Annotated in this window: 18 protein-coding genes and 5 pseudogenes; 12 read left to right on the top strand and 11 right to left on the bottom strand. The window is 60.2% G+C overall.

The window, feature by feature from the left end; translation table 11 throughout:
* Positions 1 to 3 precede the first annotated feature (3 nt).
* The 9 genes and pseudogenes from flhA (at position 4) to KWO_RS10080 (ending at position 10,622) form a co-directional block, all read left to right on the top strand.
* Positions 4 to 2,076, top strand: a complete 2,073-nt coding sequence (gene flhA / locus KWO_RS10130; RefSeq protein WP_017113303.1) for a flagellar biosynthesis protein FlhA — start codon at positions 4 to 6, stop codon at positions 2,074 to 2,076.
* Positions 2,077 to 2,875: 799 nt separating this feature from the next.
* Positions 2,876 to 4,561, top strand: a complete 1,686-nt coding sequence (flhF, locus tag KWO_RS10120) for a flagellar biosynthesis GTPase FlhF (RefSeq protein ID WP_017113305.1) — start codon at positions 2,876 to 2,878, stop codon at positions 4,559 to 4,561.
* On the top strand, positions 4,548 to 5,432 hold the full coding sequence (locus KWO_RS10115; RefSeq protein ID WP_010374294.1) for a MinD/ParA family protein: 885 nt from the start codon (positions 4,548 to 4,550) through the stop codon (positions 5,430 to 5,432). The genes flhF and KWO_RS10115 overlap by 14 nt, the downstream gene beginning before the upstream one ends.
* On the top strand, positions 5,429 to 6,196 hold the full coding sequence (locus KWO_RS10110) for an RNA polymerase sigma factor FliA (protein WP_010380978.1): 768 nt from the start codon (positions 5,429 to 5,431) through the stop codon (positions 6,194 to 6,196). The genes KWO_RS10115 and KWO_RS10110 overlap by 4 nt, the downstream gene beginning before the upstream one ends.
* 34 nt (positions 6,197 to 6,230) lie before the next feature.
* Complete coding sequence (cheY, locus tag KWO_RS10105; protein WP_002813536.1) at positions 6,231 to 6,623, top strand: chemotaxis response regulator CheY; 393 nt, start codon at positions 6,231 to 6,233, stop codon at positions 6,621 to 6,623.
* Complete coding sequence (locus KWO_RS10100; RefSeq protein WP_010374309.1) at positions 6,623 to 7,249, top strand: protein phosphatase CheZ; 627 nt, start codon at positions 6,623 to 6,625, stop codon at positions 7,247 to 7,249. The genes cheY and KWO_RS10100 overlap by 1 nt, the downstream gene beginning before the upstream one ends.
* 2 nt (positions 7,250 to 7,251) lie before the next feature.
* Positions 7,252 to 8,910: a chemotaxis protein CheA gene (locus KWO_RS10095; protein WP_039432434.1), complete on the top strand. Its 1,659-nt coding sequence runs from the start codon at positions 7,252 to 7,254 to the stop codon at positions 8,908 to 8,910.
* Between the two features lie 158 nt (positions 8,911 to 9,068).
* Positions 9,069 to 9,437, top strand: a pseudogene (locus KWO_RS10085) (integrase core domain-containing protein); the annotation flags it as partial.
* 201 nt (positions 9,438 to 9,638) lie between these two features.
* Positions 9,639 to 10,622, top strand: a complete 984-nt coding sequence (locus KWO_RS10080; protein ID WP_017113471.1) for an IS5 family transposase — start codon at positions 9,639 to 9,641, stop codon at positions 10,620 to 10,622.
* Positions 10,623 to 10,778: 156 nt separating this feature from the next.
* Here KWO_RS10080 and xopAG read toward each other — a convergent pair whose 3' ends face one another.
* A complete protein-coding gene (xopAG, locus tag KWO_RS10075) occupies positions 10,779 to 12,332 on the bottom strand; it encodes a XopAG/AvrGf1 family type III secretion system effector (RefSeq protein ID WP_100243781.1) in 1,554 nt (517 codons plus the stop codon).
* Between the two features lie 461 nt (positions 12,333 to 12,793).
* Here xopAG and KWO_RS10070 point away from each other — a divergent pair.
* Both KWO_RS10070 and KWO_RS10065 read left to right on the top strand, forming a co-directional pair.
* A pseudogene (locus KWO_RS10070) lies at positions 12,794 to 13,273 on the top strand (transposase); the annotation flags it as partial.
* 202 nt (positions 13,274 to 13,475) lie between these two features.
* Positions 13,476 to 13,772, top strand: a pseudogene (locus KWO_RS10065) (chemotaxis protein CheW); the annotation flags it as partial.
* 249 nt (positions 13,773 to 14,021) lie between these two features.
* On the opposite strand, the gene KWO_RS10055 reads toward KWO_RS10065, so the two are convergent.
* The 7 genes and pseudogenes from KWO_RS10055 to KWO_RS10020 all read right to left on the bottom strand — a co-directional run bounded on the left by KWO_RS10055 (position 14,022) and on the right by KWO_RS10020 (position 19,103).
* A complete protein-coding gene (locus tag KWO_RS10055) occupies positions 14,022 to 15,176 on the bottom strand; it encodes an XVIPCD domain-containing protein (protein ID WP_227479833.1) in 1,155 nt (384 codons plus the stop codon).
* A 36-nt stretch (positions 15,177 to 15,212) separates the two neighbouring features.
* Positions 15,213 to 15,812, bottom strand: coding sequence for a hypothetical protein (locus KWO_RS10050; RefSeq protein WP_010364976.1), 600 nt, complete (start codon positions 15,810 to 15,812; stop codon positions 15,213 to 15,215).
* 147 nt (positions 15,813 to 15,959) lie between these two features.
* Positions 15,960 to 16,172 (bottom strand): annotated as a pseudogene (locus tag KWO_RS10045) (SymE family type I addiction module toxin); the annotation flags it as partial.
* Between the two features lie 27 nt (positions 16,173 to 16,199).
* Positions 16,200 to 17,678: pseudogene (locus KWO_RS10040) on the bottom strand (XVIPCD domain-containing protein).
* 14 nt (positions 17,679 to 17,692) lie between these two features.
* The gene (locus tag KWO_RS10030; protein ID WP_017117375.1) at positions 17,693 to 18,331 is read right to left on the bottom strand and encodes a hypothetical protein; all 639 of its coding nucleotides are present in this window, start codon (positions 18,329 to 18,331) and stop codon (positions 17,693 to 17,695) included.
* 86 nt (positions 18,332 to 18,417) lie between these two features.
* On the bottom strand, positions 18,418 to 18,834 hold the full coding sequence (locus tag KWO_RS10025) for a SymE family type I addiction module toxin (protein WP_010364985.1): 417 nt from the start codon (positions 18,832 to 18,834) through the stop codon (positions 18,418 to 18,420).
* Entirely contained in the window at positions 18,831 to 19,103 is a 273-nt protein-coding gene (locus KWO_RS10020) for a hypothetical protein (protein ID WP_010380993.1), read from the bottom strand. Before KWO_RS10020 ends, KWO_RS10025 begins: the two co-directional genes overlap by 4 nt.
* A 589-nt stretch (positions 19,104 to 19,692) precedes the next feature.
* Between KWO_RS10020 and KWO_RS10010 the strand changes: the two genes are divergently transcribed.
* Positions 19,693 to 20,328, top strand: a complete 636-nt coding sequence (locus KWO_RS10010) for a hypothetical protein (protein WP_010380996.1) — start codon at positions 19,693 to 19,695, stop codon at positions 20,326 to 20,328.
* Positions 20,329 to 20,426: 98 nt separating this feature from the next.
* On the opposite strand, the gene KWO_RS10005 is transcribed toward KWO_RS10010, so the two are convergent.
* The 3 genes from KWO_RS10005 to KWO_RS09995 are packed head-to-tail and all read right to left on the bottom strand — an operon-like array spanning position 20,427 to position 21,793.
* Entirely contained in the window at positions 20,427 to 20,903 is a 477-nt protein-coding gene (locus tag KWO_RS10005) for a Kiwa anti-phage protein KwaB-like domain-containing protein (RefSeq protein ID WP_017113310.1), read from the bottom strand.
* Between the two features lie 18 nt (positions 20,904 to 20,921).
* Positions 20,922 to 21,296 carry a hypothetical protein gene (locus KWO_RS10000; RefSeq protein WP_017113311.1) on the bottom strand — a complete coding sequence of 125 codons (375 nt, stop codon included), beginning with the start codon at positions 21,294 to 21,296 and terminating at the stop codon, positions 20,922 to 20,924.
* Entirely contained in the window at positions 21,293 to 21,793 is a 501-nt protein-coding gene (locus KWO_RS09995) for a hypothetical protein (RefSeq protein WP_124944068.1), read from the bottom strand. The genes KWO_RS10000 and KWO_RS09995 overlap by 4 nt, the downstream gene beginning before the upstream one ends.
* Positions 21,794 to 21,915: the final 122 nt, after the last annotated feature.

Below are 21,915 nucleotides of genomic sequence, written 5' to 3'. Positions count from 1 at the left end.
CCGATGAATGCCCGCCGCGTCATGGAGTTGCTGCGCAACGGCCTGGGCGCCCCGCTGGCCTTGATGGCCATGCTCGCCATGCTGATGGTGCCGCTGGCCGCACCGGTGCTGGATGCGTTGTTCACCTTCAACATCGCCATCTCGCTGATGGTGCTGCTGGCGGTGGTGTACGTGCAACGCCCGCTGGAATTCACCATTTTCCCCATCGTGCTGTTGATGACCACGATGCTGCGCCTGGCGCTCAACGTCGCCTCCAGCCGCGTGATCCTGATCAACGGCCAGGACGGCCACGCCGCAGCCGGTAAGGTGATCGAGGCTTTCGGCCAGTTCGTGATCGGCGGCAATTACGCCGTCGGTATCGTGGTGTTCGCAATCCTGACCATCATCAACTTCGTGGTCATCACAAAGGGCGCCGGGCGCGTGTCGGAAGTGACCGCGCGCTTCATCCTGGACGCCATGCCCGGCAAGCAGATGGCGATCGACGCCGACCTCAACGCCGGTTTGCTGACGCGTGAGGAAGCCAAGGCCCGCCGCGAAGAAGTGCGCGAAGAAGCCGACTTCTACGGCGCGATGGACGGTGCCAACAAGTTCATCCGCGGCGACGCCATCGCCGCGATCATGATCCTGTTCATCAACCTCATCGGCGGCATGGCGGTGGGCATGCTCCAGCACGGCATGAGCTTCATGGATGCCGCGTCCACCTACACCCTGCTGTCGATCGGCGACGGCTTGGTAGCGCAGCTGCCGGCCTTGCTGGTGTCATCGTCGGTCGCCTTGCTGGTAACCCGCGCTTCGCGTGCGCAGGACATGCGCGGCGCCATGATGAGCCAGGTGTTCGGCCAGCACCGCGCACTGGCAGTGGCGGCGGCCATCCTGGGCCTGGTCGGCCTGGTGCCGGGCATGCCGAACGTCGCGTTTTTGACGCTCGGCCTGATCCTGGGCGTGATCGCCTGGAAAATGTACAAGCGCAGCCTGGTGGTTGCACCAACCGGCGATCCCGCGACCGACCCGAAGGCTGCCGCGGCCGCCACTGCCGCCCAGGCGAGCGCTGAACTGAGCTGGGACGAGCTGCGCCCGATCGACCCGCTGGGCCTGGAAGTGGGCTACCGGCTGATCCCGCTGGTGGACAAGAACCAGGGCGGCGAGCTGATGGCGCGCATCAAGGGCGTGCGCCGCAAGCTCACCCAGGACATCGGCTTTCTGGTGCCGCCGGTACACATCCGCGACAACCTGGAACTGTCGGCCAACGCCTACCGCTTGCTGGTGCACGGCGTGCCGGTGGCCACCGCAGAAATCTATTCCGACCGCGAACTGGCGCTGGACCCAGGCGGCGCGCTCGGCCAGCTCGACGGCATCCCCGGCAAGGACCCGGCATTCGGCCTGGACGCCACCTGGATCCAGCCGCATCAGCGCGCCTATGCCGAATCGATGGGCTACACCGTGGTCGACCCGGCCACCGTGGTCGCCACCCATCTGTCGCACCTGATCCGCGAACACGCCCCGGAACTGCTCGGCCACGAGGAAGTGCAGCAGTTGCTGGCCACCTTGGCCAAGACCGCGCCGAAGATGGTCGAAGACCTTACCCCGAAGGCGCTGCCGCTATCTGTGGTGGTGCGCGTGCTGCAGAACCTGCTGATCGAGAAGATTCCGGTGCGCCAGCTGCGCAAGATCGTCGAAGCGCTGGTCGAGCACGCCCCGCACAGCCAGGACCCGGCCGCTCTTACCGCCGCTGTGCGCACCTCGCTGGGCCGCTTCATCGTGCAGGAAATCGCCGGCATGTCGGTCGAGCTGCCGGTGTTCACCCTGGCCCCGCAGCTGGAACGCGTGCTGCAGGAATCCACCCAAGGCAATGGCGTGGCGCTGGAACCGGGCCTGGCCGAACGCCTGCACCAGAGCCTGGCCGAATGCGTGGGCAAACAAGAAGCCCGTAACGAACCGGCGGTGGTGCTGGTGCCCGCCCAGGTCCGCGCCGCGCTGGCCCGTCTGGTCCGCCACAGCGTGCCCAGCCTGTCGGTGCTGGCGTATAGCGAAGTGCCGGAAGACAAGCGTTTGAAGCTGGTCGGTACGATTAGCTGAGTCCCGCAGACGTCCAAACGTGTCCGTCAAGCAACACACGCTTTAGAAGCGCACCCGGGCGCGTCGGGTTTTACCAGCAAGGCCTATCGTGCCCAAGCGCGCTCCTACGACATGCTGGTAATCCAGCGACGCGTTGCCGCCGAGGGTCATCCCCTCGCCTGCCATGAGGCGAGATGTTGGCATGACCAAGACATCCCAGAGATGCTGGAAGGTGTCCGTCGACTGGTGCACACCGTAGGAGCGCACCTGGGCGCGACCGGGCTTTGCCGGTAAAACCCGTCGCGCCCGGGTGCGCTTCTACGACACGCCGGTACCTGGCAGGCGTCACGCCGCCAGGACCGGCGACCGGACGGCAATCGACCACCACAGCCGGCGTCGGAAAGCCGCCACTGGTCTGGCGCTCCAATCGATTGCATGGCGCTGGCCATGCCTGAGGGCTGCAGGTGCCATACGGGTAAGACCGGCTCGCCCGCCAAATCTGCCCGCACGCTGCCGCCAGCGTTTCAATATCCTGGGAAAAAGCTAGTCAATCCAGTGACTTGAACCACCAGCCGAGCCGTACGCATTGCGTCGCCGCTGTCGCGACCCGCCCTCTTCCGGCGCCGGAAACCCAGCACGGCGCGTTTTGGCACACCGCATGCATTAGCTCTGCCGACACCGCAGCAGCAGCACCGCTCCGGAGCGAACGCAAGACTTGGAACAACGACCGGGACAGGCAACTCATGACGCTGGCAACACACCCACATTCATCGTGCACCCGTCCGGCGTCCGGCGGGTCCCGTTCCTGGAGGCACTTCGCATGAAAATCAAACGCTTCGTTGCCCCGGACATGCGCACCGCTTTCCGCATGGTGCGTGAAGAACACGGCCCGGACGCAGTGATCCTGTCCAACCGCCGTACCGCTGAAGGCATCGAGATCGTCGCTGCCAGCAACTACGACGAAGAACTCGTGCAGCGCGCCCTGGAAACCGCGCGCTCCGAGACGCCGGTCGCCGCACATCAAGAGCCGGCCCCGATCCAGCAGGCGCCTGCCGCGCAAGCCCCGGCCAAGCCCGCCGCACCGGTGCATGCGCCGCTCAACCCGGCTGCCGATGCCAGCGTGAGCCAGCGCCAGCGCGTTGCCAGCGCCGCTGAAGACATGATCGCCGCGATGGCGCTGCGTCAGCCGGTCAACGTGCCGCGCCAGACGCCGGCCGCCGCCCCGGTGCGCACCGCTTCCATCCCCTCGCCGGCCGCCCAGGCACTGGCCCACGCGGTTGCCGTCACCACCGCACCGCGCCAGGAACATGCGCTGTCGGCCGTCCCGGAACAATTGTTCGCCGACTTTTTGACCACCGCTCCGGTGCAGCGCCCGGCCGTGCAGGCCGCCCCGGCGCAGGCTGCCAGCCCGGTCATGGCCGCTGCGCTTGCCGTGCATGCCGGTTATGGCCACAACGAAGACGAGCGCGACGACGAAGCCGACTTCGATCTGGATGACGCTCTGCCGCAGATCCTGCCGCCGGCCTCACTGCCGCCGATCGTGACAGCCCCGGTCGCCCTGGCCGCGGTGCCGGTTGCCGCCGCCCCGGCACCGCAGAACGATGAAGAACTCAAGCAGCTGCGCGGCGAGCTGGCGCTGATGCGTCAGATGATCGAGCGCGAAATGAACCGCCTCACCGACGAGCGCCTGCGCGGCTCACCGGTGCGTGCCCAAGCTCTGGAGCTGATGGACGACTACGGTTTCGACGCCGGCCTGATCCGCGACGTGGCCCTACAGATCCCGGCCGATACCGAATTGCACCGTGGCCGCGGCCTGATGCTGGGCTTGCTGTCCAAGCGTCTGCCGGTAGCCCCGGTCGACCCGCTGGAACGTGGCGGCGTGATCGCCCTGGTCGGCCCGACCGGCGCCGGCAAGACCACCACCATTGCCAAGCTGGCCCAGCGCTTCGCTGCCCAGCACGCCCCGCGCGACGTGGCACTGGTCACCACCGACACCCAGCGTGTCGGCGGCCGCGAGCAGCTGCACAGCTACGGCCGTCAGCTCGGCATCGCGGTGCACGAAGCCGACAGCGCCGAAAGCCTGCTGGAACTGCTCGAGCGCCTGCGCGACTACAAGCTGGTGCTGATCGACACCGCCGGCATGGGCCAGCGCGACCGCGCCCTGGCTGCCCAGCTGAACTGGCTACGCGCCGCCCAGCAGGTCACCTCGCTGCTGGTGCTGCCTGCCAACGCCCATTTTTCCGACCTCGACGAGGTCGTACGCCGCTTCGCCCACGCCAAACCTCAAGGCGTGGTGCTGACCAAACTCGACGAGACCGGCCGCTTCGGCAGCGCCTTGTCGGTGGTGGTCGACCACCAAATGCCCATCACCTGGGTGACTGACGGACAGCGGGTCCCTGACGACCTGCACCGCGCCAATGCCGCCAGTCTCGTTCTTCGTCTTGAAGATTTGCGGCGCGCTGCCGATAAGCCCTGTACTCCGGAGCACAACCATGCAGTCGCGTGAATACGCCAAGCTGACCAACGCCTTCCCCCTGTCGGCGACCCGTCCCGAGCCTTTGGGCCCGGTGCGCACTATTGCCGTGACCGGTGGCAAGGGTGGCGTGGGTAAAACCAACATCTCCGCCAACCTGGCCGTGGCGCTTGCCGACATGGGCAAACGCACGCTGCTGCTGGACGCCGACCTCGGCCTGGCCAACCTGGATGTGGTCTTGGGACTCTCGCCCAAGTACACCCTGGCCGACCTGATTGCCGGGCGTTGCACACTTGATGAAGTGATCATCGAAGGCCCCGGCGGCGTGCTGGTGGTACCGGCTGCGTCCGGTCGCCGCCACATGGCCGAACTGGCCCCGGCCCAGCACATCGGCCTGGTCAATGTGTTCTCCGAACTGGAACGCGACCTGGACGTGATGGTCATCGACACCGCCGCCGGCATCACCGACAGCGTGCTGACCTTCTGTCAGGCCGCCCAGGACACCGTGGTGGTGGTCTGCGACGAACCGGCATCGATCACCGATGCCTACGCGCTGATCAAGGTGCTCTCCCGCGAACGCGGCGTGGACCGTCTGCAGATCATCGCCAACATGGTGCGCGACCCCAACGAAGGTCGCCTGCTGTACGACAAGCTCTCGCGCGTGTGCGAAAAGTTCCTGGGCGATGTGTCGCTGAACTACCTCGGCCACGTGCCGCAGGACGACTGGTTGCGCCTGTCGGTGCAACGTCAGCAACCCGTCATCAAAGCCTACCCCGCCAGTCCGTCGGCGCAGGCCATCGCAGAAATCGCACGCCGTACCTCGCGCTGGCAGGCTCCCACCGTGCCGCGCGGCAACGTCGAGTTCTTTGTCGAACGCATCATCCAACGGGGAGTGGCCGCATGAGCACCGCTACCGCCACCACGGCCAGCGCGCAGTACCGCGCCGTGCAGCGCAACAACGCCAACGACGTGGTGACCCAGCATGCCGACCTGGTTCGCCGCATCGCTCACCATCTGGCGGCACGTCTGCCGGCCAGCGTGGAAGTGGACGACCTGATCCAGGCCGGCATGATCGGCCTGATCGAAGCCTCGCGCAGTTACGACTCCGAACAGGGCGCTTCGTTCGAAACCTACGCCTCGATCCGTATCCGCGGCTCGATGATCGACGAAATTCGTCGTGGCGACTGGGTGCCGCGCTCGGTGCATCGCCGCGCCCGCGATGCGGCTGCTGCCGTGCGCAAGATCGAACAGAACACCGGCCGCGCCGCCGCCGCCACCGAAGTGGCCGCCGCGATGGAAATGCCGCTGCTCGATTATCTGCGTCTGATGGAAGATGCCGCGCGTGGCCAGGTGCTGAGCCTGGAATCGCGCATCGAAGATCACGGCGAGCTGGACACCACCGCCAAGGGTGGCCCCAACCCGCAGCAGATGATGGAGCGTGGCGAATTCGGCCGCGAACTGGGCAAGGCCATCGGCCAATTGCCCGAGCGCGAGCAGCTGGTGCTGTCGCTGTACTACGAACAAGAATTGAATCTGAAAGAAATCGGCGCCGTGCTCGGTGTCAGCGAATCGCGCGTCTGCCAGATCCACGGCCAGGCAGTGGTGCGTTTGCGGGGCCGCCTCAAAGTCTTCGAACTGGCCGACGCCGGTGTCGAAATTGACGAATAATTTTTTCGCGTATTTTTCGTGTTAGGAGCTTGATGTGAACAAGAACATGCGGATCCTGATCGTGGACGACTTCTCGACGATGCGACGTATCGTCAAGAATCTGTTGGGCGATCTCGGCTTCACCAATACCGCAGAGGCCGAAGACGGCAACAGCGCCCTGGCGGCATTGCGTGCTGGCCCGTTCGATTTCGTGGTCACCGACTGGAACATGCCCGGCATGACCGGCATCGACCTGCTGCGCAACATCCGCGCCGACGCCAAGCTCAAGCACCTGCCAGTGATGATGGTGACTGCCGAAGCCAAGCGCGAGCAGATCATCGAAGCCGCGCAGTGCGGCGTGAATGGCTACATCATCAAGCCGTTCACTGCGCAGACGCTGGAAGAAAAGCTGGGCAAGGTGTTCGAACGTCTGGCGGCCACCGCCTGATGAACGCCACCGTGGAAACCAATGCCGAACGCGCCGCGTTGATCGACCGCCTGCAAGGCGCGCTCGACGCACTGGAAAGCGGTGACGAAGCAGCGTGGAAGCGCGAGGTCGATCACCTCGCCGCTCTGCGTACGCGTCCGATGATGCAGGGCCTGAGCCGGCTCGCACGCGAACTCGGCCAGGCATTGGGCGAACTGCCCACCGTGCCTGAAGAAGCCGGCGAGCTGGACGATGCCTGTTCGCGCCTGGACCACGTGGTGGAAATGACCGAAAAGGCCAGCCATCGCACGCTGGATCTGGTCGAAGAATGCCGCGAACTGGCCAACCAGTTGCGCGACGGCGGTCTGAACCAGGACCAGGGCGCGTTGTTGGAAAAGATGCGCCATAACCTGACCGAACTCTCGCTGGCGCAGAGCTACCAGGATCTGAGCGGGCAGATCATCCGTCGCGTGGCCGGCATCGTGCGGCGCGTGCATGAGGGCTTCGGTGCGCTCGGCCTGCCGCCGAAGAGCACCGAGCCGAAGAAAGACGACGGCGGTCTTGCCGGTCCTGCAGTCAAGGGCCTGGACCGTCATGCGGTGTCGCAAGACGACGCCGACGACCTGCTGTCCGGATTGGGGCTGTAACCATGAGTGCTGTTCCAGACGATATTGCTGCCGATTTCATCGTCGAGGCCCAGGAAATCCTGGATCGCCTCGGCGAACAGCTGGTGTCGCTGGAACAGGCGCCAGAAGAAGCCGACCAGCTCAACGCGGTGTTCCGCGGCTTCCACACGCTCAAGGGCGGCGCCGGCTTTCTGGCGATCAAGCCCATGGTGGAGCTGTGCCACGCCGCTGAAGAAACCCTCGGCATGGCGCGCTCCGGCCAGGCGGTGCTGCAGGCGCATCACTTCGATGCCGCGCAGCAGTCGCTGGATTATCTGCAGGCCATGCTGGATGCCATGGGCTCCGGCGAGACCGTGCCGCACGCGCCGGCCAGTTTGATTGCACAGTTCGATGCCAAAAGTGGCCCGCCAGCGGTCAAGGCCGCACCGCAGGCAACGGCTGCCAAGCCGGTGGCTGCCGCCCATGGCGAAGACGCGCATGCGCCCGCCCCCAAGGCGGCCGGCAAGGCCGCGGCCAAGAGCGGCGCTGAAGCCGAACAGACCGTGCGCGTGGACACCAAGCGCCTGGACGCAATCGTCAACTTGATCGGCGAACTGGTGCTTTCGCGCAACCGTTTGAAGACCTTGCGTACCCGCCTGCGCGACGAAGAACTCGACCGCGCGGTCAGCACGCTGGACATCGCCACCGCACGCTTGCAGACCGCGGTCATGCGCACCCGCATGCAACCGGTGAGCAAAGTGTTCGCCCGCTTCCCCAAGGTCGCCCGCGATGTGGCGCGCACCTTGTCCAAGGAAGTGGAACTGGAACTGATCGGCGCCGAAACAGAACTGGACCGCAACCTGGTCGAAGCGCTGGCCGACCCGTTGGTGCACTTGGTGCGCAACGCCATCGACCACGGCATCGAATCGCCGGCCCTGCGCGAAGCCACCGGCAAACCGCGTAGCGGCCATGTGCGCCTTTCGGCGCAGCAGGAAGGCGATTACGTCAGCATCGAAATTCAAGACGACGGCGCTGGCATCGACCCGGAACGCCTGCGCGAAATCGCACGCAACAAGGGCTTGATCGACGCCGAAGCCGCCGCCCGCCTGAGCACCGACGAGTGCTTGCACCTCATTTTCATGCCGGGTTTTTCGACCAAGGTGGAAGTCACCGACATCTCCGGCCGCGGCGTCGGCATGGATGTGGTGCAGTCGCGCATCCGCGAACTCAGCGGGCAGATCCAGATCCAGTCCGAACTGGGCCGCGGCAGCCGCTTCATGATCCGCGTGCCGCTGACCCTGGCGATCTTGCCGACTCTGCTGGTGCAGGCCGGCGAAGCGGTTTACGCACTGCCGCTGGCCCGCGTGGTCGAAGTGCTACACGCACCGCAGACCTCGCTGGGCTGGTTCGACGGCCGCGCGGTGCTCGACCGCCGCTCGCATACCCTGCCGCTGATCGACCTGCGCCGCTGGCTGGGCGTACCGGCCGAACAACCGCCGCTACTGACCGTGGTGCTGCTGCAGGCCGGCGAAACCCGCTTCGGCCTGGTGGTGGACCAAGTCCGCGGCCGCGAGGAAGTGGTGATCAAACCACTGCCACGCGCCCTGCGCGGCCTACCCGGATACGCCGGCGCCACCCTGATCGGCGACGGCCGCATGGCGCTGATTCTGGATGTGGATGGATTGCGCTCCAGCGATCATTGATTTTCGGGATCGGGATTTGGGAATCGGCAAGACGATCCTGGTTGCCTGATCTAACGACAACGGCCGCGTACTGCGGCCGCTGTCGTTTCACTACCAGCCTCGCTGCCGATCTGCGCCACTACGCGCGCAGGCATGGGCGCGATGGTTTGGCGACGGCCGGGGACAACGGTGCTTCGTTCAAGGCCACCACGGTGATGGCGATGCTGCACTGGCTGGGCATCGAGCCCTCGTCCTCGCGCCCACGGGTGAGCGATGACAATGCGTTCGTCGAATCGTTGTTTCGCACGGCCAAGTATCTATCGTCCCGAGTTCCCGAACACAGGCTCTGCCAACCTGGAGGCGGCGCGCCACTGGGCGGCAGCCTTCGTGCAGTGGTACAACCACCACCATCGCCATAGCGGCACCGGGTACGTCAGCCCCGCGCAACGGCATGCCGTCCAGGACGTGGCCCTCTTCCAGGCACGCCATGCGCTGTATCAGCACGCCGCCAGGCGCATCCATCGTGCTGGAGCGGGCCGACCCGAAACTGAAAGCGGACCGGCGCGATTGCCTTGAATCTGGAGGAAGAGCGCCGTGGCAGCTGCGACACAAACTCAAATAGCCGCGTGAGACAGCCACAACTAGCGGGACATGCACCGGTTCAACCGGCGACCTGTCACCTTTAGGGAAACTCTGAACAACTCCCCTTGATCCTGCGACAATCACACAGACGCAACGGGACAACGACGATGCAACTGACCTTCGGCGATGCGGAGTACAACGGCAAGCGCAAGCGGACGCGGCGTGAGGTGTTCTTGGCCGAGATGGACCAGGTCGTGCCGTGGAAGGATCTGCTGGCACTGATCGAACCGCACTACCCGAAGTCGGGGCAGCCGGGGCGACAGCCGTATCGGCTGGAGACGATGCTGCGCATCCACTTTTTGCAGCAGTGGTACGCACTGAGCGATCCATCGGCGGAAGAAGCACTGTACGACACGGTGTCGATGCGCCGTTTTGCGAAGATCGGCGGGCTGGATGAGGTGCCGGATGAAACGACGATTCTCAACTTCCGGCATTTGCTGGAGCGGCATGATTTGGCGCGCAAGCTGTTCAACCGGGTCAACGCGCACCTGTCGCGTAAAGGGCAGAGTCTGCGGGGCGGGACGATCGTGGATGCCACGATCATTGCGGCGCCAAGTTCGACCAAGAACAAGGATGGCGAGCGCGATCCGGACATGCACCAGACCAAGAAGGGCAACCAGTACTTCTTCGGGATGAAGGCGCACATCGGGGTGGACGATGAGTCGGGCCTGGTGCACCACGTGGAATGCACGGCGGCCAACGCAGCGGACATCACGCAGGCGCACAAGCTGCTGCACGGCAAGGAAGACACTGTGAGCGGCGACAGCGGCTACACCGGGCTGGACAAGCGCGATGAGATGAAGGGCAAGCGCACGCTGCGCTACCTGATCGCGGAGAAGCCCTCGAAGCTGAAGCAGATCAAGAATAAGCGCGAACTGAAGTTGGCCAAGCGCTGGGAGCACACCAAAGCCAGCCTGCGTGCGAAGGTGGAACACCCGTTTCGGGTGATCAAGCGTCAGTTTGGTTACGTCAAGGTGCGCTATCGCGGTTTGGCGAAGAACACCGCACAGGTGCTGACGCTGTTTGCACTATCGAATCTGTGGCTGACGCGCAAAGCGTTAATGCCTGCTGCGGGGAAGCTGTGCCTGTAATCCAGGCAACACCCCGCAAACGTGCCGAAACCGGCAAAAAATCGGCGATTTGAGCGCCCTCAGCGCGGCGGATGCGGTTGCTTCGTTTTCCGGTCGCGTTGATCAGACCATCCTTAGAGTTCGAACGGCGCTACGCGCAACGAGGGTCTTGAGTGTCTACGGAACCCTGGGCGTATCACTCCTTAAGTTGCTCTTGGCCGCTCTAAGCGCTTCTCCGCCATAAAACTCCCGCGCGGAATTCTTGCATACGTCTTTGTAAAAAGCTTCAGCGTCCTCCACTGTGTAGCCAGCTCCGACAAAACACCCATGCGCAATTTCTCTGAGTGTGTGACGCTCGCTACTGGCGTTGTCGTAAACGGCGTTCAGGCATCCAACTATGGCAACAACGTCTTGCTTAGAAAGTCTATCTTCGCCACTTAATAGGCGCGCATGATTGATATACGCCGACACGTTGTATCCGGTAAACGAATCAGCCAAGCCGGAAGAATCCTCGAAACCGGAGCAATCATCACTCACTTTAAAATGAGAAATTGGTATATACTTCATCTCTCTTAATTTTTTAGACTTAAGATCGTTCATCGAGTCTTCGTCTTTTTTATAAATCGATTTGTGTATCGCCATGTTAAGCTCATGGAGAAGCGGCCCAGCGACGCTTGTATTACGCCGGGCAACTCCTTTTTCCATGTCATTGCGATTAAATGGCCTAGTTTCACCAAGACGCTTATTTTCACGGGAGGAAGCTAAGCCTTTTTCCTCGAGAAATGGCATCAGTACCTTGTGAGCATCACCCCAGGTTTTCGGGCTGCAGTACAATGGCCTAAGAATCAGCAGTGCCTGGCCGGCCCGGAACTGGGCTTCCGAGGTAAGTGATTCGGAATTTTCCAGCAGTGGCTGCAATCCGACGATGCATGCTTTGGGTGTCAACGCCCGGTCACTGGTGATTGCTTGGGCGTGATGTTTTTCGCCCTTCTCAATAAAAGGGTTGGAAATAGATCGCGATGCATAACCGTAGGAGCCGCTGTCGTGGTTTGGAACGCCTGAAAGCGAATATTTGTTTTTAACTTCAAAATCACCCTCCTTGGTTATATCGAAATCAACGGGAGCTTGAGCGACTCCATACTTGGTGAGTAGGGCGGGCTTTATGCGCTCACCAAGAATGCATGATATATTCAGCGCAATAGAATCACGAGCTTCCTTGGTTTTGATTAATTCTTTCGTGTGAACCTTGGTAGCCGAGCGAAAATCCAACATCGTGACGAAAGAATTTTCTCCAACAAGCTTTGGCCATAATGAAGTGCGCGCCACCTCAACGTTCTCAGGGCATCCATGCGCATGATATTCGGCATAATTAGCCTCTGCCTTTTTCTCCGCTTCCTGCAGGCGAGCGTCACTGGTAAATCCTTGCTTACCATCATGCAGCGACGTTGTCGAAAGAAAGAATCGATTGGCGGTGTTGTCGTAGACATAAGCAGCACCGGCAGCTCCTGCAATATATTTCATGGCAGTCTTTGCAATACCTGCCAATCCTCGCGGATTGTTCCTGCTGGATGATGCGCGATTTGCATTCTTTGGAAAAGATGCCAGTCCTGAGAAGATTTCATTTGAACCATTCGCTCCACCTATCGTTTGGGCCGAAGTGGTGGCACTTTTGCTGGACTGATTCACTAGCAGTGACACAACGGGTTCCACATTATTTTTAGCCACACGCATCACTAGCACCTCAATCTTTGAATTAATATGAATAGGAGTATCGGCGTGAATTAGTACAAGAATGTAAATTTAGCCAAACATCTGGAAATTATCACTTATTACTTATCACTTAGTTGTACCCATAATCTGGCAAGCCTCAACTGATTAAAGAGCGTGTCGACAGGCAGCTTGCCGCCCGTGTAGGGTGCAGAAGTAGTTTGGCGTGGAACACTCCGATTCGCATCGCCTCACCGAAGGCATGTTTGGGACGACGAAGCATTGACGTGGGAGATTCCCGAACTTTCGCCAAACGGCTGATCAATTGCCTTTTTGCATTGCACCGGCTGCGATGGTCTTTTCGGGTTCGCCAACGGGCTGCGGTGGTCGTGTCGCCTGCCCGTAAAAGTGACCTCCTCCCTATAACTTGGACCAGCCAGAACTAGAAAATGCGGCGACACTCAGGCCCAAGCAGGCCCGTCGCCATGAAGAAGTCCAAGTTCACCGAAGCGCAGATCGCGTTCGCCCTTAAGCAGGCCGAGACCGGCACCACGGTCGAGGAGATCTGCCGCAAGATGGGCATCAGCCAAGCCACGTTCTATGCGTGGCGCAAGAAGTTCGGCGGGCTCGGCATTGCCGAACTGCGCCGACTACGCCAGCTTGAGGAAGAGAACCGCAAGCTCAAGCAGCTGGTCGCCGATCTGAGCCTGGACAAGGTCATGTTGCAGGACGTGCTGTCAAAAAAGTTCTAAGGCCCGCGCAGCGCAAGACGCGCGTGGGCCATATGGTTGATCGGTATCGCGTTGAGGTTCGTCGAGCCTGCGCGGGTCGTCAAGCAGAGTCGATCGACTTGGTATTACCAGCCTCGGGATAATGATGACGCGCCACTGATTCGACGGATCGAAGAGATTGCGGCCGTCCGGTTCCGCTATGGTTTCTGGCGGATTTTCGTTCTGTTGCGCCGCCTCCCGACGCAAGCATTGCGTCGGCTTGTCCCTGCAGGATGCAGGCACAAAAACCCACCGGTTTTTACGGAGGTGGGTACCGCTGCGTAAGGAGTTTCGACGCTCCTTGGGCCTAGATTGCAAGTGCGCCGCTGGCGCAGTTCCAAACGGGCCGCGCAAGCCGAGCGCCGTCGCCTGATAAGTGCACCTGACCCCTTTACGGTTCGACGGCCGCGCAGTACTCGACCGCCGCTCGCATACCCTACCGCTGATCGACCTGCGCCGCTGGCTGGGCGTACCGGCCGAACAACCGCCGCTACTGACCGTGGTGCTGCTGCAGGCCGGCGAAACCCGCTTCGGCCTGGTGGTGGACCAAGTCCGCGGCCGCGAGGAAGTGGTGATCAAGCCCCTGCCCCGCGACCTGCGCGGCCTGCCTGGCTACGCCGGCGCCACCCTGATCGGCGACGGCCGTATGGCACTGATCCTTGATGTGGATGGATTGCGCTCCAGCGGTCATTGATTTTCGGAATTTGGGAATCGGGAATCGGGAATCGGGAATCGTCAAGACGATCCTGGCTGCCCGATCTAACGACAACGGCCGCGTACTGCGGCCGTTGTCGTTTCACTGCCAGCATCGCTGCCGATCTGCGCCGCTACGCGCGCAGGCATGGGCGCGATGGCTTGGCGAAGGTCAGGCTGCCGTGGAAGTGAACCTGGAACCGTTATTTCGGAACCGTTATTTGGACCTCGTTATCTCGTTGCGAAACACTCAGCGCGTCATCGACGGACCAGCCTGGCTGACGGCTTGCTGGGACTGCTCCAGCGCCTGCTGCTGTTCGCGTGCCTGGGCCTGAGTCTGGTTTATTGCCTGCAGGCGATCGAACGACTGGACCTCTGGTGTCTGCACGGCGTCCAGGGTCGGCATATGGGCGCGCTGATGTGCCGGGTCATTGAGCGCACCCTGGACAAGGAAGACCTTGTCGCCGCCAGCCAATTGAGGTGTCGGCTTGTTGAGCACTACATGGTCCACCCGTGACAGCCCTTCCTCTTTTGCCAGCGCAAGCAGGCTGGCGGTCATGCGCTGACTTGCCCCGTCCCACTCTTTGCCGTGCTGGGCATCTAGCTGCGTCACGCCACCCTTGATTTGCTGGTAAAGTGCGTGGTCCGTATGGCCTGGCTGTGAGGGCAACAACGCGGTCTTCGGTGATGCCGGATGTGATTCGGGTCCAAGGCCACCCTGCTTCACATCAGAAGTAGTGATGTCGCCAACCGTTCCGGGCTCCGGCCGCCCCTGTTTAAGCTTCCAAGGGACGATGTGTTTGTCGTAGTAATCGCCATAATATTGCTCGTATGTCTTACTTGGAGCGACCGAAGGTTGTTCCGTCTTGAAGACCTGGGCAATCTGGTTAAATGCAGCATCGCGTGTGATGTGACCTGACATTTGCTGATCTGCAATTGCCTCGTACTGCTGCGGCCTCGTGCCACTTCCAGAAATACCGATATCCGGCCCCTGGTGATTCAGAATCTCGCGTCGGACTAGTGCGTTACTGAGCGTTGCAGCTGCTTCGCCGCGCAGCATGTTATTCACATAAGCTTGCTTGGAAGAATAATCTTTAGGCTCGGCAAACCCATGGTGTCCAATCTCATGCGATAGTGATCTGGCAATCCGCTCGCCTTTGCCAGCTGCGTTCTGGTCAATCACTACTTTTTTACCTGGATCCAGGTAAGTGCCTCCACCCGCACTGCCCCAATCAACGCCTATGCCATCGCGCTTGAACTGAGAAAGGCCTGCTTGGAGTGTAGGCGAAGAGTTAATTAGAGGCGCTAATGCTGGATCTTTCAGCGGAGAAGCCGGCAGCGCGCCATTGGATGGTGCACCTACCTGTTTCGGCTGTGGAATTTTTTGTTCTTCATTACTTTCCATCACGCATTTCCCTTGCTTGATTCATCAAGCTTTATCTCAAAGTTTGCTGATCGAGATATAGCTTAGGTGTGACTGGTCTTCCGTCAGACCAAAGATGACCTTGGTGCCGTTAACTGTCATCTCCCAATAGGCCCTGGAATCTCGCGCATCTGGACGAGGTGGGTAAGGGATAGCGTCTACCCAGGGAGACTCCATAAAAATCGGGCCAGGTGGTGAGAAATCGATAACCAACTTCCCACGCGATGGATCATCTGTCGCATTAATGAACTCAACATGCCGCACCTTTTTACCTGCCAGCACGCCTTGCTCGCTTACCCGAAGCTCTCTTTCTCCGTCTAAGTGCCGTGGTCCAAATTGAGCTTGGAGCTGAGTACTGACGTCGGCAACATCCTGGAAGTCTGTTGCGATCAAACGATCGACGTCTTGTTTGAGGCGCTCCGTCACGTCTTTGCTCCTGGTTTCAGAGGAGGGCTTTGCAGCCGCTATGGCTAACTGATCGCGTGGAGTGCTCGGGGCACACCCCGCATGAAGGGTGCATAGGGCCAGCAGGGCAATTGATAACAACGTTGCCTGAGGGAAGGCATTACGTCCTTGGTTAACTTGCCGGCCATGGGATTTCCCAAGGTGAAGGGCCATCTCCCTTATCCTGCGCTAAGAGTAGCGCTGAAATTTAACACGTTGATGACCTCAGATCAGGCGGCGGCAGCAATTACTTCACGTGGTTCTCCGTTGGCAAGATCGGCTAGCGGCGGACAGGATTCAGCTGAATGCGGCGAGCAGCGCTCACCGACGCGCCCTAAGGTGCTTTGCAGGCACCTCCGTCGGCGGCAGCACCTCCATCAGCAGCTGCCCCGCGCTGGCGGTGATGCGCAGCTTGGTGCCGATGGCAAAGCCCAGTTGTTCCAGCCATAGGCCGCTGAGGCGGACGTGGGGCACGTGCTGGTCGCCGGCGCCCGCGGCGATGAGGTAGCTGACGGCGGATTGGCGCGCTTGGCGTGTGGGCTTCATCCTGCCTTGTTGAACTCAACGCGTCATCGACGGACCGGCCTGGGTAACGGCTTGCTGCGACTGCTCCAGCGCCTGCTGCTGTTCGCGTGCCTGGGCCTGAGTCTGGTTTATTGCCTGCAGGCGATCGAACGACTGGACCTCTGGTGTCTGCACGGCGTCCAGGGTCGGCATATGGGCGCGCTGGTGTGCCGGGTCATTAAGCGCACCCTGGACAATGAAGACCTTCTCGCCGCCAGCCAATTGAGGTGTCGGCGTGTTGAGCACTACATGGTCCACCCGTGACAGCCCTTCCTCTTTTGCCAGCGCAAGCAGGCTGGCGGTCATGCGCTGACTTGATGCATCCCACTGCCTTCCATGCTGGGCATCGAGCTTTTGCACTCCATCCCTGATCTGTTGGTAAAGCGAATGATCCACGTGGCCGGGGTCTGACGGAAGAAGCTGAGCTGATGAGCCTGGCAGCTGGGGATCGCGCTCCCGGAGCTCCTGTTCCAACTCGCGTGCAGTGATGGGCGAGACATGCAGGTGCGTATTCTTGCTGTGCTGGAACAGGCCGGGCGTTGGCGGCTGCGTGCTGCTGTCGAGGTAAGGCATGGGGCGCGTATCGCTGCCCAGGTCGATGCCGTTGCGCTCCAGTACTTCTTCCTTCAATCCCAAGCGCTGCATGTCCAGGATCATCGGTTGCTCCGGGTCTCCTGGCTTTGGCTTGTTGTAGTGGCGCTCGTAGATGGCAGCCGTTCCAACCACCCACGGGCCGTAGTGGTTGGCGTAGTCGGACTGACCCGTATAGCCGATGCGAGTGCTCTTGGCATCCTTGTCGAAGAAGTTTGCACCCATCGCCTCAACGTTGGCAGGAGTGACAGGCATCGTCATATCTGCGTTCAAGGTAAGGTTGGACTTGAGCGCGTAATTGAACTGCGGCATTCCGCCAGTTCGATCAATGAAGTCGTGCATGCGGCCGGGTGCTTCCCGATAAATATCTTCCAAGGAGGCATGCGGATTTGACTGGTTTACCCTGCTGACGATTGCATTCCAGCCTGCAATTTCTGCACTTGCTTCATCTACACGGTTACTTGCTAGAACCTTCTCCGCCGCGTCCGATTAGTCGTGCGTGGTCTTGGCTATTTGCGCCGCAGCGGTTTCGAACGTCTTACGGGAAGCAGCTGCGTTTGGGCTGTACATGGCGTGTTGCAGTTCATGCCCCAGCACAAACGTCATGTCACCGGAATCAAGCAACTTGCCGCCATGCCCATTGGAAAGCCTGGACAGCGGCAGCCGGATGGAATTCTCATTCGGCGTGAACGTCCCGCCTGCATTCGGATCAGTCAGAGGTTTTAGACTGAGTACGCGTTGCTTGGCAACCGCATCATTGAATTGGTCAAGCAGAACGGGCGATGCGGCTAGCACACCCTGCAGATTGGTGACATGTTCGGGGGTGACGCCTGGCTCGCGCCCGAAGTCATCAACAATGGCTTGTGCCTGTCGACTCAATGGCATGACCGTTCCTTGGTTTAACGAATGTAGATCCATTCAACGCAGTGGCGCTCCACCCGCTCCTGCGGTGCATCAGCCTCACCTCGTGGAAACACCTCCACGCGCACGCCTGGGCGGCTGAAGAAGTCACTCATCCATCGCCCGTCTTCCACCATGTTGCGTTGACGTACAAATCCGATGTTTTCCAGCTTCTTGGTAAACGTATCGAAATCGATCCCGCAAATCTCCGTCATGGGCGGGGAAGAACCCGCTTGCGCCGGAATAAAAGTGAACTCGAACCAACGCCCCGCAGTAGGCGTCTGATCCATGCCAAAGCTGTAACCCCACTCACTGGTAAGCGGAGCACTGGCACCGTAACGCTTGGGATCAGCTACCGCACGCGTCACCGGAACCCCCATTTTGGACTGCAGGTAGTCGGGTGTCAGATCGTCCAGTCCGTCAATAGCTTGAATCAACGCAAGCATGCGGGTGAGCGCATCCTCTGCCGTTCGTATCGGCCCATTGGGTTCACTGCCAGCGGGAGTGACTGGGGATTCGGATGAGGAACTCATGGCAGATGTCTCCGTGACGGTTGCCGGGGCTGGTGTGGCCGCTGTGTGGGCGCAAGCGCCCAGGGCGAAGGTGGCGAGCAAGGCGTAGAGGGGGCGCGCGATCATGAAGCGTCCGTTGTGCGCTGGTGTGGCTGCGACGCTAGTGGCATCCGGCACCGAGGTCAATCGCAAGGCTTCTGGCAGCCGCACCATCATCGCCGCACGCTGCGCGCCTTGGCCGGCACCTGCACCGGCGGCAACACCTCCATCAGCAGTTGCCCTTCGCTTGCGGTGATGCGCAGCTTGGTGCCGATGGCAAAGCCCAGTTGTTCCAGCCATAGGCCGCTGAGGCGGACATGGGGTACGTGCTGGTCACCGCCGTGGTCGTGAGCGCCGGGGTAATGCGTGTAGCTGACGGTGCATTGGCGCGGGCGGCGGGCGCGGCGGGGTGCGCCCAGCGTGCCGGGGCCTTGCGGGGAGGCGTCCGGGTCGGGTGGCAGCATCGGTGGCAGCTTGTTGCGGTCGGGTTCCACAACAACCCACTGCACCCGCTTGGGCGGCGCGGGGCGAGTCCCTGTGCGCGTGGGCCGTGCGCTGGCAGATGCGGTGGGTGGCCGGTTGCGTGTCATGGCGCCTCCGATTGGCGGCGGGTAGCGCTGGGTGCAGCGACGCATTGCTGCAACGCCACGTCGATGCGTGCAGAAAGGCGATGCAAGGCCTGCGACAACACGCCGGGCTGGTTGAGCAACTGCTGCGCAAGATCGTCGCTGGCCTGCTCAACGGCCGCGCGTGCGGCCAGCCGGCGCCGCACTTCGCCTACCTCGCTCAGCAAGCTTGGGGCGGAAGCTGGCAACAGATAACCCGGCACCGATGCCGGCATGGATGGTGCGGTAGACATGGCAACGCCCTCCTGGAACAACCCAAGAACCGCCGCCAACGGCGACGGGATGTCGGGAGGTTCGAAACCGCACGTAGCCGGCGGGCATATTCCCCTTGCGGGTGTTGTATTAGCCGCCCTCCCGACGCAGGCATTGCATCGGCTTGTACCTAAAGGATGCAGGCACAAAAAACCCACCGGTTTGACGGAGGTGGGTACCGCTACGTGAGGAGTTTCGACGCTCCTTGCTCCTAGATTGCAAGTACTCGGTCTGGCGTGTCAATACACGTGGCGGGTCTCGCGCGGCTGCGTGCGCCGCTGGCGCAGTTCCATAGGGGCCACGCAAGCCGAGCGCCGTCGCCTGATAAGTGCACCTGACCCCACCACAGTCGTTCTGCGGCCGCTGTCGTTTCACTACCAGCATCGCTGCCGATCTATGTCGCTACGCGCGCAGGCATGGGCGCGATGGTTTGGCGACAGCCAGGCCGCTGTGGAAGTGAACCTGGAACCGTTATTTCCGTTATTGTTGCCTCCGCTGCTCAGCGTGCGACGCCCCCTCCTTTAACTACCTTAAGATTGGCCACATCAATAGTGCTACGGAAGAAGCAGTATGACTCAGCTACTCAATCTCATTCTGGGCGCTGTACTCGCATTACTGTCTGCGACATTCCTCGACTGGAGGAAGAGGCAGCGCGAAAAGGAGGAAGCCGCTGGGCACCTGGGAGTGCTTGTTCTGACGCAACTGGATCGATTTATTTCGCAGTGCGCCGCGGTTGCCGGTGACGACGGAACTGCTCACGGCCATCCCGCCGGAAGAATGGAAAACGGCGAGGAGTACTACTCCGCACAAAATAAAGAGCCGGTGCTGGAGCTTGATCAGCTCAAGGTTGAATGGCGCTCGATCTCGCCGAACACCATGTATGCCATCCATCGGATTCCGATCCAGCTTACTGAGATCGAGTCCTTCCTATCTTTCGAGGCCGATCAGGAAGGCCCTCCGTACGGTGGGTGGATATCTCTGCGCCAGGAGAAGTATGCCGGTCTCGGGGTTGCGGTTGCTGCGCTCTCGGAACAACTCCGTGCCGAGACCAAGCTACCGGAGGTAACCGATCGGCAGTGGAAGCCCGAAGAGTTCCTAGAAGAGCGATATGCTTCACTGCTAAAGAGGCGGAAGGAACGCGAGGAGGAACAGTCTGCTTGGATTGCTGGATTAAGCCCGCCATCACCGAACACTTCTGAAAAGTAGCTTTAACGGCACATAATGCTAAGTGGTGACACGAGAAACTTCGCTGAGCGGAATGTATTACTCCTGAGCCCTTATCCCAAGAGCTCAGGAGCACCGATCTAAAGGCGGACTTTTGAGTTTGTTCGATAATTATTTTTTGAAACGGGCGAGGTGTAGTAGTCATCATCAAGGAAGCGCAGAAGATTTTTAAGCTCCCTCTTATCTTCCGGAATCACGATTAGTTCTTTTCCATTAGCATCTACGGCGCGATTGATAGTCAAATTGAATTGCGCCGCAGCGGCAATTAGATCAGAAATATCGACTGTTTCTAAGATTTTGCTTTGTTGCACTAGCCAAAGCCGCCGCCTTACCCAGGTGTCGCTAATTTGCTTTAGCTGATCAACGTTTCTCACACTGACCTTATCCAACTGGGCGAACTCGGCGATGTCCGTATCAGTCGCGTCCTGATAGTAAGATGACAAATCAAAGATCTGCCGCGCATAGAAAAAACTGCGAAAGCTTAAACGCTTACCCGCCAACTTGGCTACCACACGGTTATCAATAGTAATACCGGTCCCATCAAGTTTTTTATACACATTCTCAGAATGAAATATTTAGAATCCTCGGGTAGTAATGATACGTCGGCGGTCAAATGCTTGAAGGTAAACCACCCACTCACCGTTTTCTTCCACCCCGAAAAAGAGCGCCTTAATAGACTCTAGTAAACCTTCATCCTCAGACACTGAGGGAAACCGTCTTGGGTCCGCGACGGCCTCCGCTAAGGAGTCTATATCATCGAACTCAGGAATATATAAACACTCGTCACTGTCGGGCTTATACTTTCCATCAAATGCAATTTCTTCACATCCGGAATTGAAAGTATTGATTTGCCACTGCAGGTAGACAGCCAGGTCAATTTGCACCTGGGCATCAAGTTCAAACCGCACAATACGCGCTGCAGGTTCTTTTGTATACGCAAATAGAATCATACATCCTCCATGATAAAGCCCGGGGTCAACTCACGAATCTTTTTCACACTACTTGCATCACGAATATTACGACGCGAAATCAAAACAACGTATACATTTCCGCCCACCTCAGCCTTATACAGGCGATATTTAAATGCTCTCAAAACTGGATGGAAGGGAATTGCATCGACAGCAGAGAGAACTATAACTGCAAGCAGCAACACCACTGCCAATGCCGAAAAATCAACACGCAATAGCGGCACGAAATATGTGCCAATTGCCACAACGAGTGGCCAATCGAGTTGCTCAACTTTTTTAACAGAGGCCGGCATCACTTCGCATTTATTTGATGCCGCGGCAATTATTAACAACGGGAGCATGCAAGCAACAGTGCCGGCAATAAACCAACAAAATGCTTCCAGCGTTGGTCCAACCTGATAAAAATTTTTGCAGGCAAGCACAATGAGTGCCGGTGCAAGTGCCGATGCAAAGAGCCCTACCTGAAGGAACTTCCTCACGAGCCTATGTCCTTTGTGTCAATCTTTCGTATTCAAGCATGCTCTGGTCTCATAGGAAGCGACTTTCACGGCTCTTCATTTGTCGAGCTCGGGATGATCCACGGTCTGAAGACTAGCGGGAT

The sequence above is a fragment of the Xanthomonas vasicola pv. musacearum NCPPB 4379 genome, assembly GCF_000277895.2.
Lineage (GTDB): Bacteria > Pseudomonadota > Gammaproteobacteria > Xanthomonadales > Xanthomonadaceae > Xanthomonas > Xanthomonas vasicola.
This window is presented reverse-complemented; position numbering and strand designations above follow the sequence as displayed.

What these genes read in the sequence shown, in the direction of transcription:
- flhA (WP_017113303.1), top strand. Translation starts at nt 4, where the DNA reads ATGAATGCCCGCCGCGTCATGGAGTTGCTGCGCAACGGCCTGGGCGCC.
- flhF (WP_017113305.1), top strand. Translation starts at nt 2,876, where the DNA reads ATGAAAATCAAACGCTTCGTTGCCCCGGACATGCGCACCGCTTTCCGC.
- KWO_RS10115 (WP_010374294.1), top strand. Translation starts at nt 4,548, where the DNA reads ATGCAGTCGCGTGAATACGCCAAGCTGACCAACGCCTTCCCCCTGTCG.
- KWO_RS10110 (WP_010380978.1), top strand. Translation starts at nt 5,429, where the DNA reads ATGAGCACCGCTACCGCCACCACGGCCAGCGCGCAGTACCGCGCCGTG.
- KWO_RS10100 (WP_010374309.1), top strand. Translation starts at nt 6,623, where the DNA reads ATGAACGCCACCGTGGAAACCAATGCCGAACGCGCCGCGTTGATCGAC.
- KWO_RS10095 (WP_039432434.1), top strand. Translation starts at nt 7,252, where the DNA reads ATGAGTGCTGTTCCAGACGATATTGCTGCCGATTTCATCGTCGAGGCC.
- KWO_RS10080 (WP_017113471.1), top strand. Translation starts at nt 9,639, where the DNA reads ATGCAACTGACCTTCGGCGATGCGGAGTACAACGGCAAGCGCAAGCGG.
- xopAG (WP_100243781.1), bottom strand. Translation starts at nt 12,332, where the DNA reads ATGCGTGTGGCTAAAAATAATGTGGAACCCGTTGTGTCACTGCTAGTG.
- KWO_RS10055 (WP_227479833.1), bottom strand. Translation starts at nt 15,176, where the DNA reads ATGGAAAGTAATGAAGAACAAAAAATTCCACAGCCGAAACAGGTAGGT.
- KWO_RS10050 (WP_010364976.1), bottom strand. Translation starts at nt 15,812, where the DNA reads ATGGCCCTTCACCTTGGGAAATCCCATGGCCGGCAAGTTAACCAAGGA.
- KWO_RS10030 (WP_017117375.1), bottom strand. Translation starts at nt 18,331, where the DNA reads ATGATCGCGCGCCCCCTCTACGCCTTGCTCGCCACCTTCGCCCTGGGC.
- KWO_RS10025 (WP_010364985.1), bottom strand. Translation starts at nt 18,834, where the DNA reads ATGACACGCAACCGGCCACCCACCGCATCTGCCAGCGCACGGCCCACG.
- KWO_RS10020 (WP_010380993.1), bottom strand. Translation starts at nt 19,103, where the DNA reads ATGTCTACCGCACCATCCATGCCGGCATCGGTGCCGGGTTATCTGTTG.
- KWO_RS10010 (WP_010380996.1), top strand. Translation starts at nt 19,693, where the DNA reads ATGACTCAGCTACTCAATCTCATTCTGGGCGCTGTACTCGCATTACTG.
- KWO_RS10000 (WP_017113311.1), bottom strand. Translation starts at nt 21,296, where the DNA reads ATGATTCTATTTGCGTATACAAAAGAACCTGCAGCGCGTATTGTGCGG.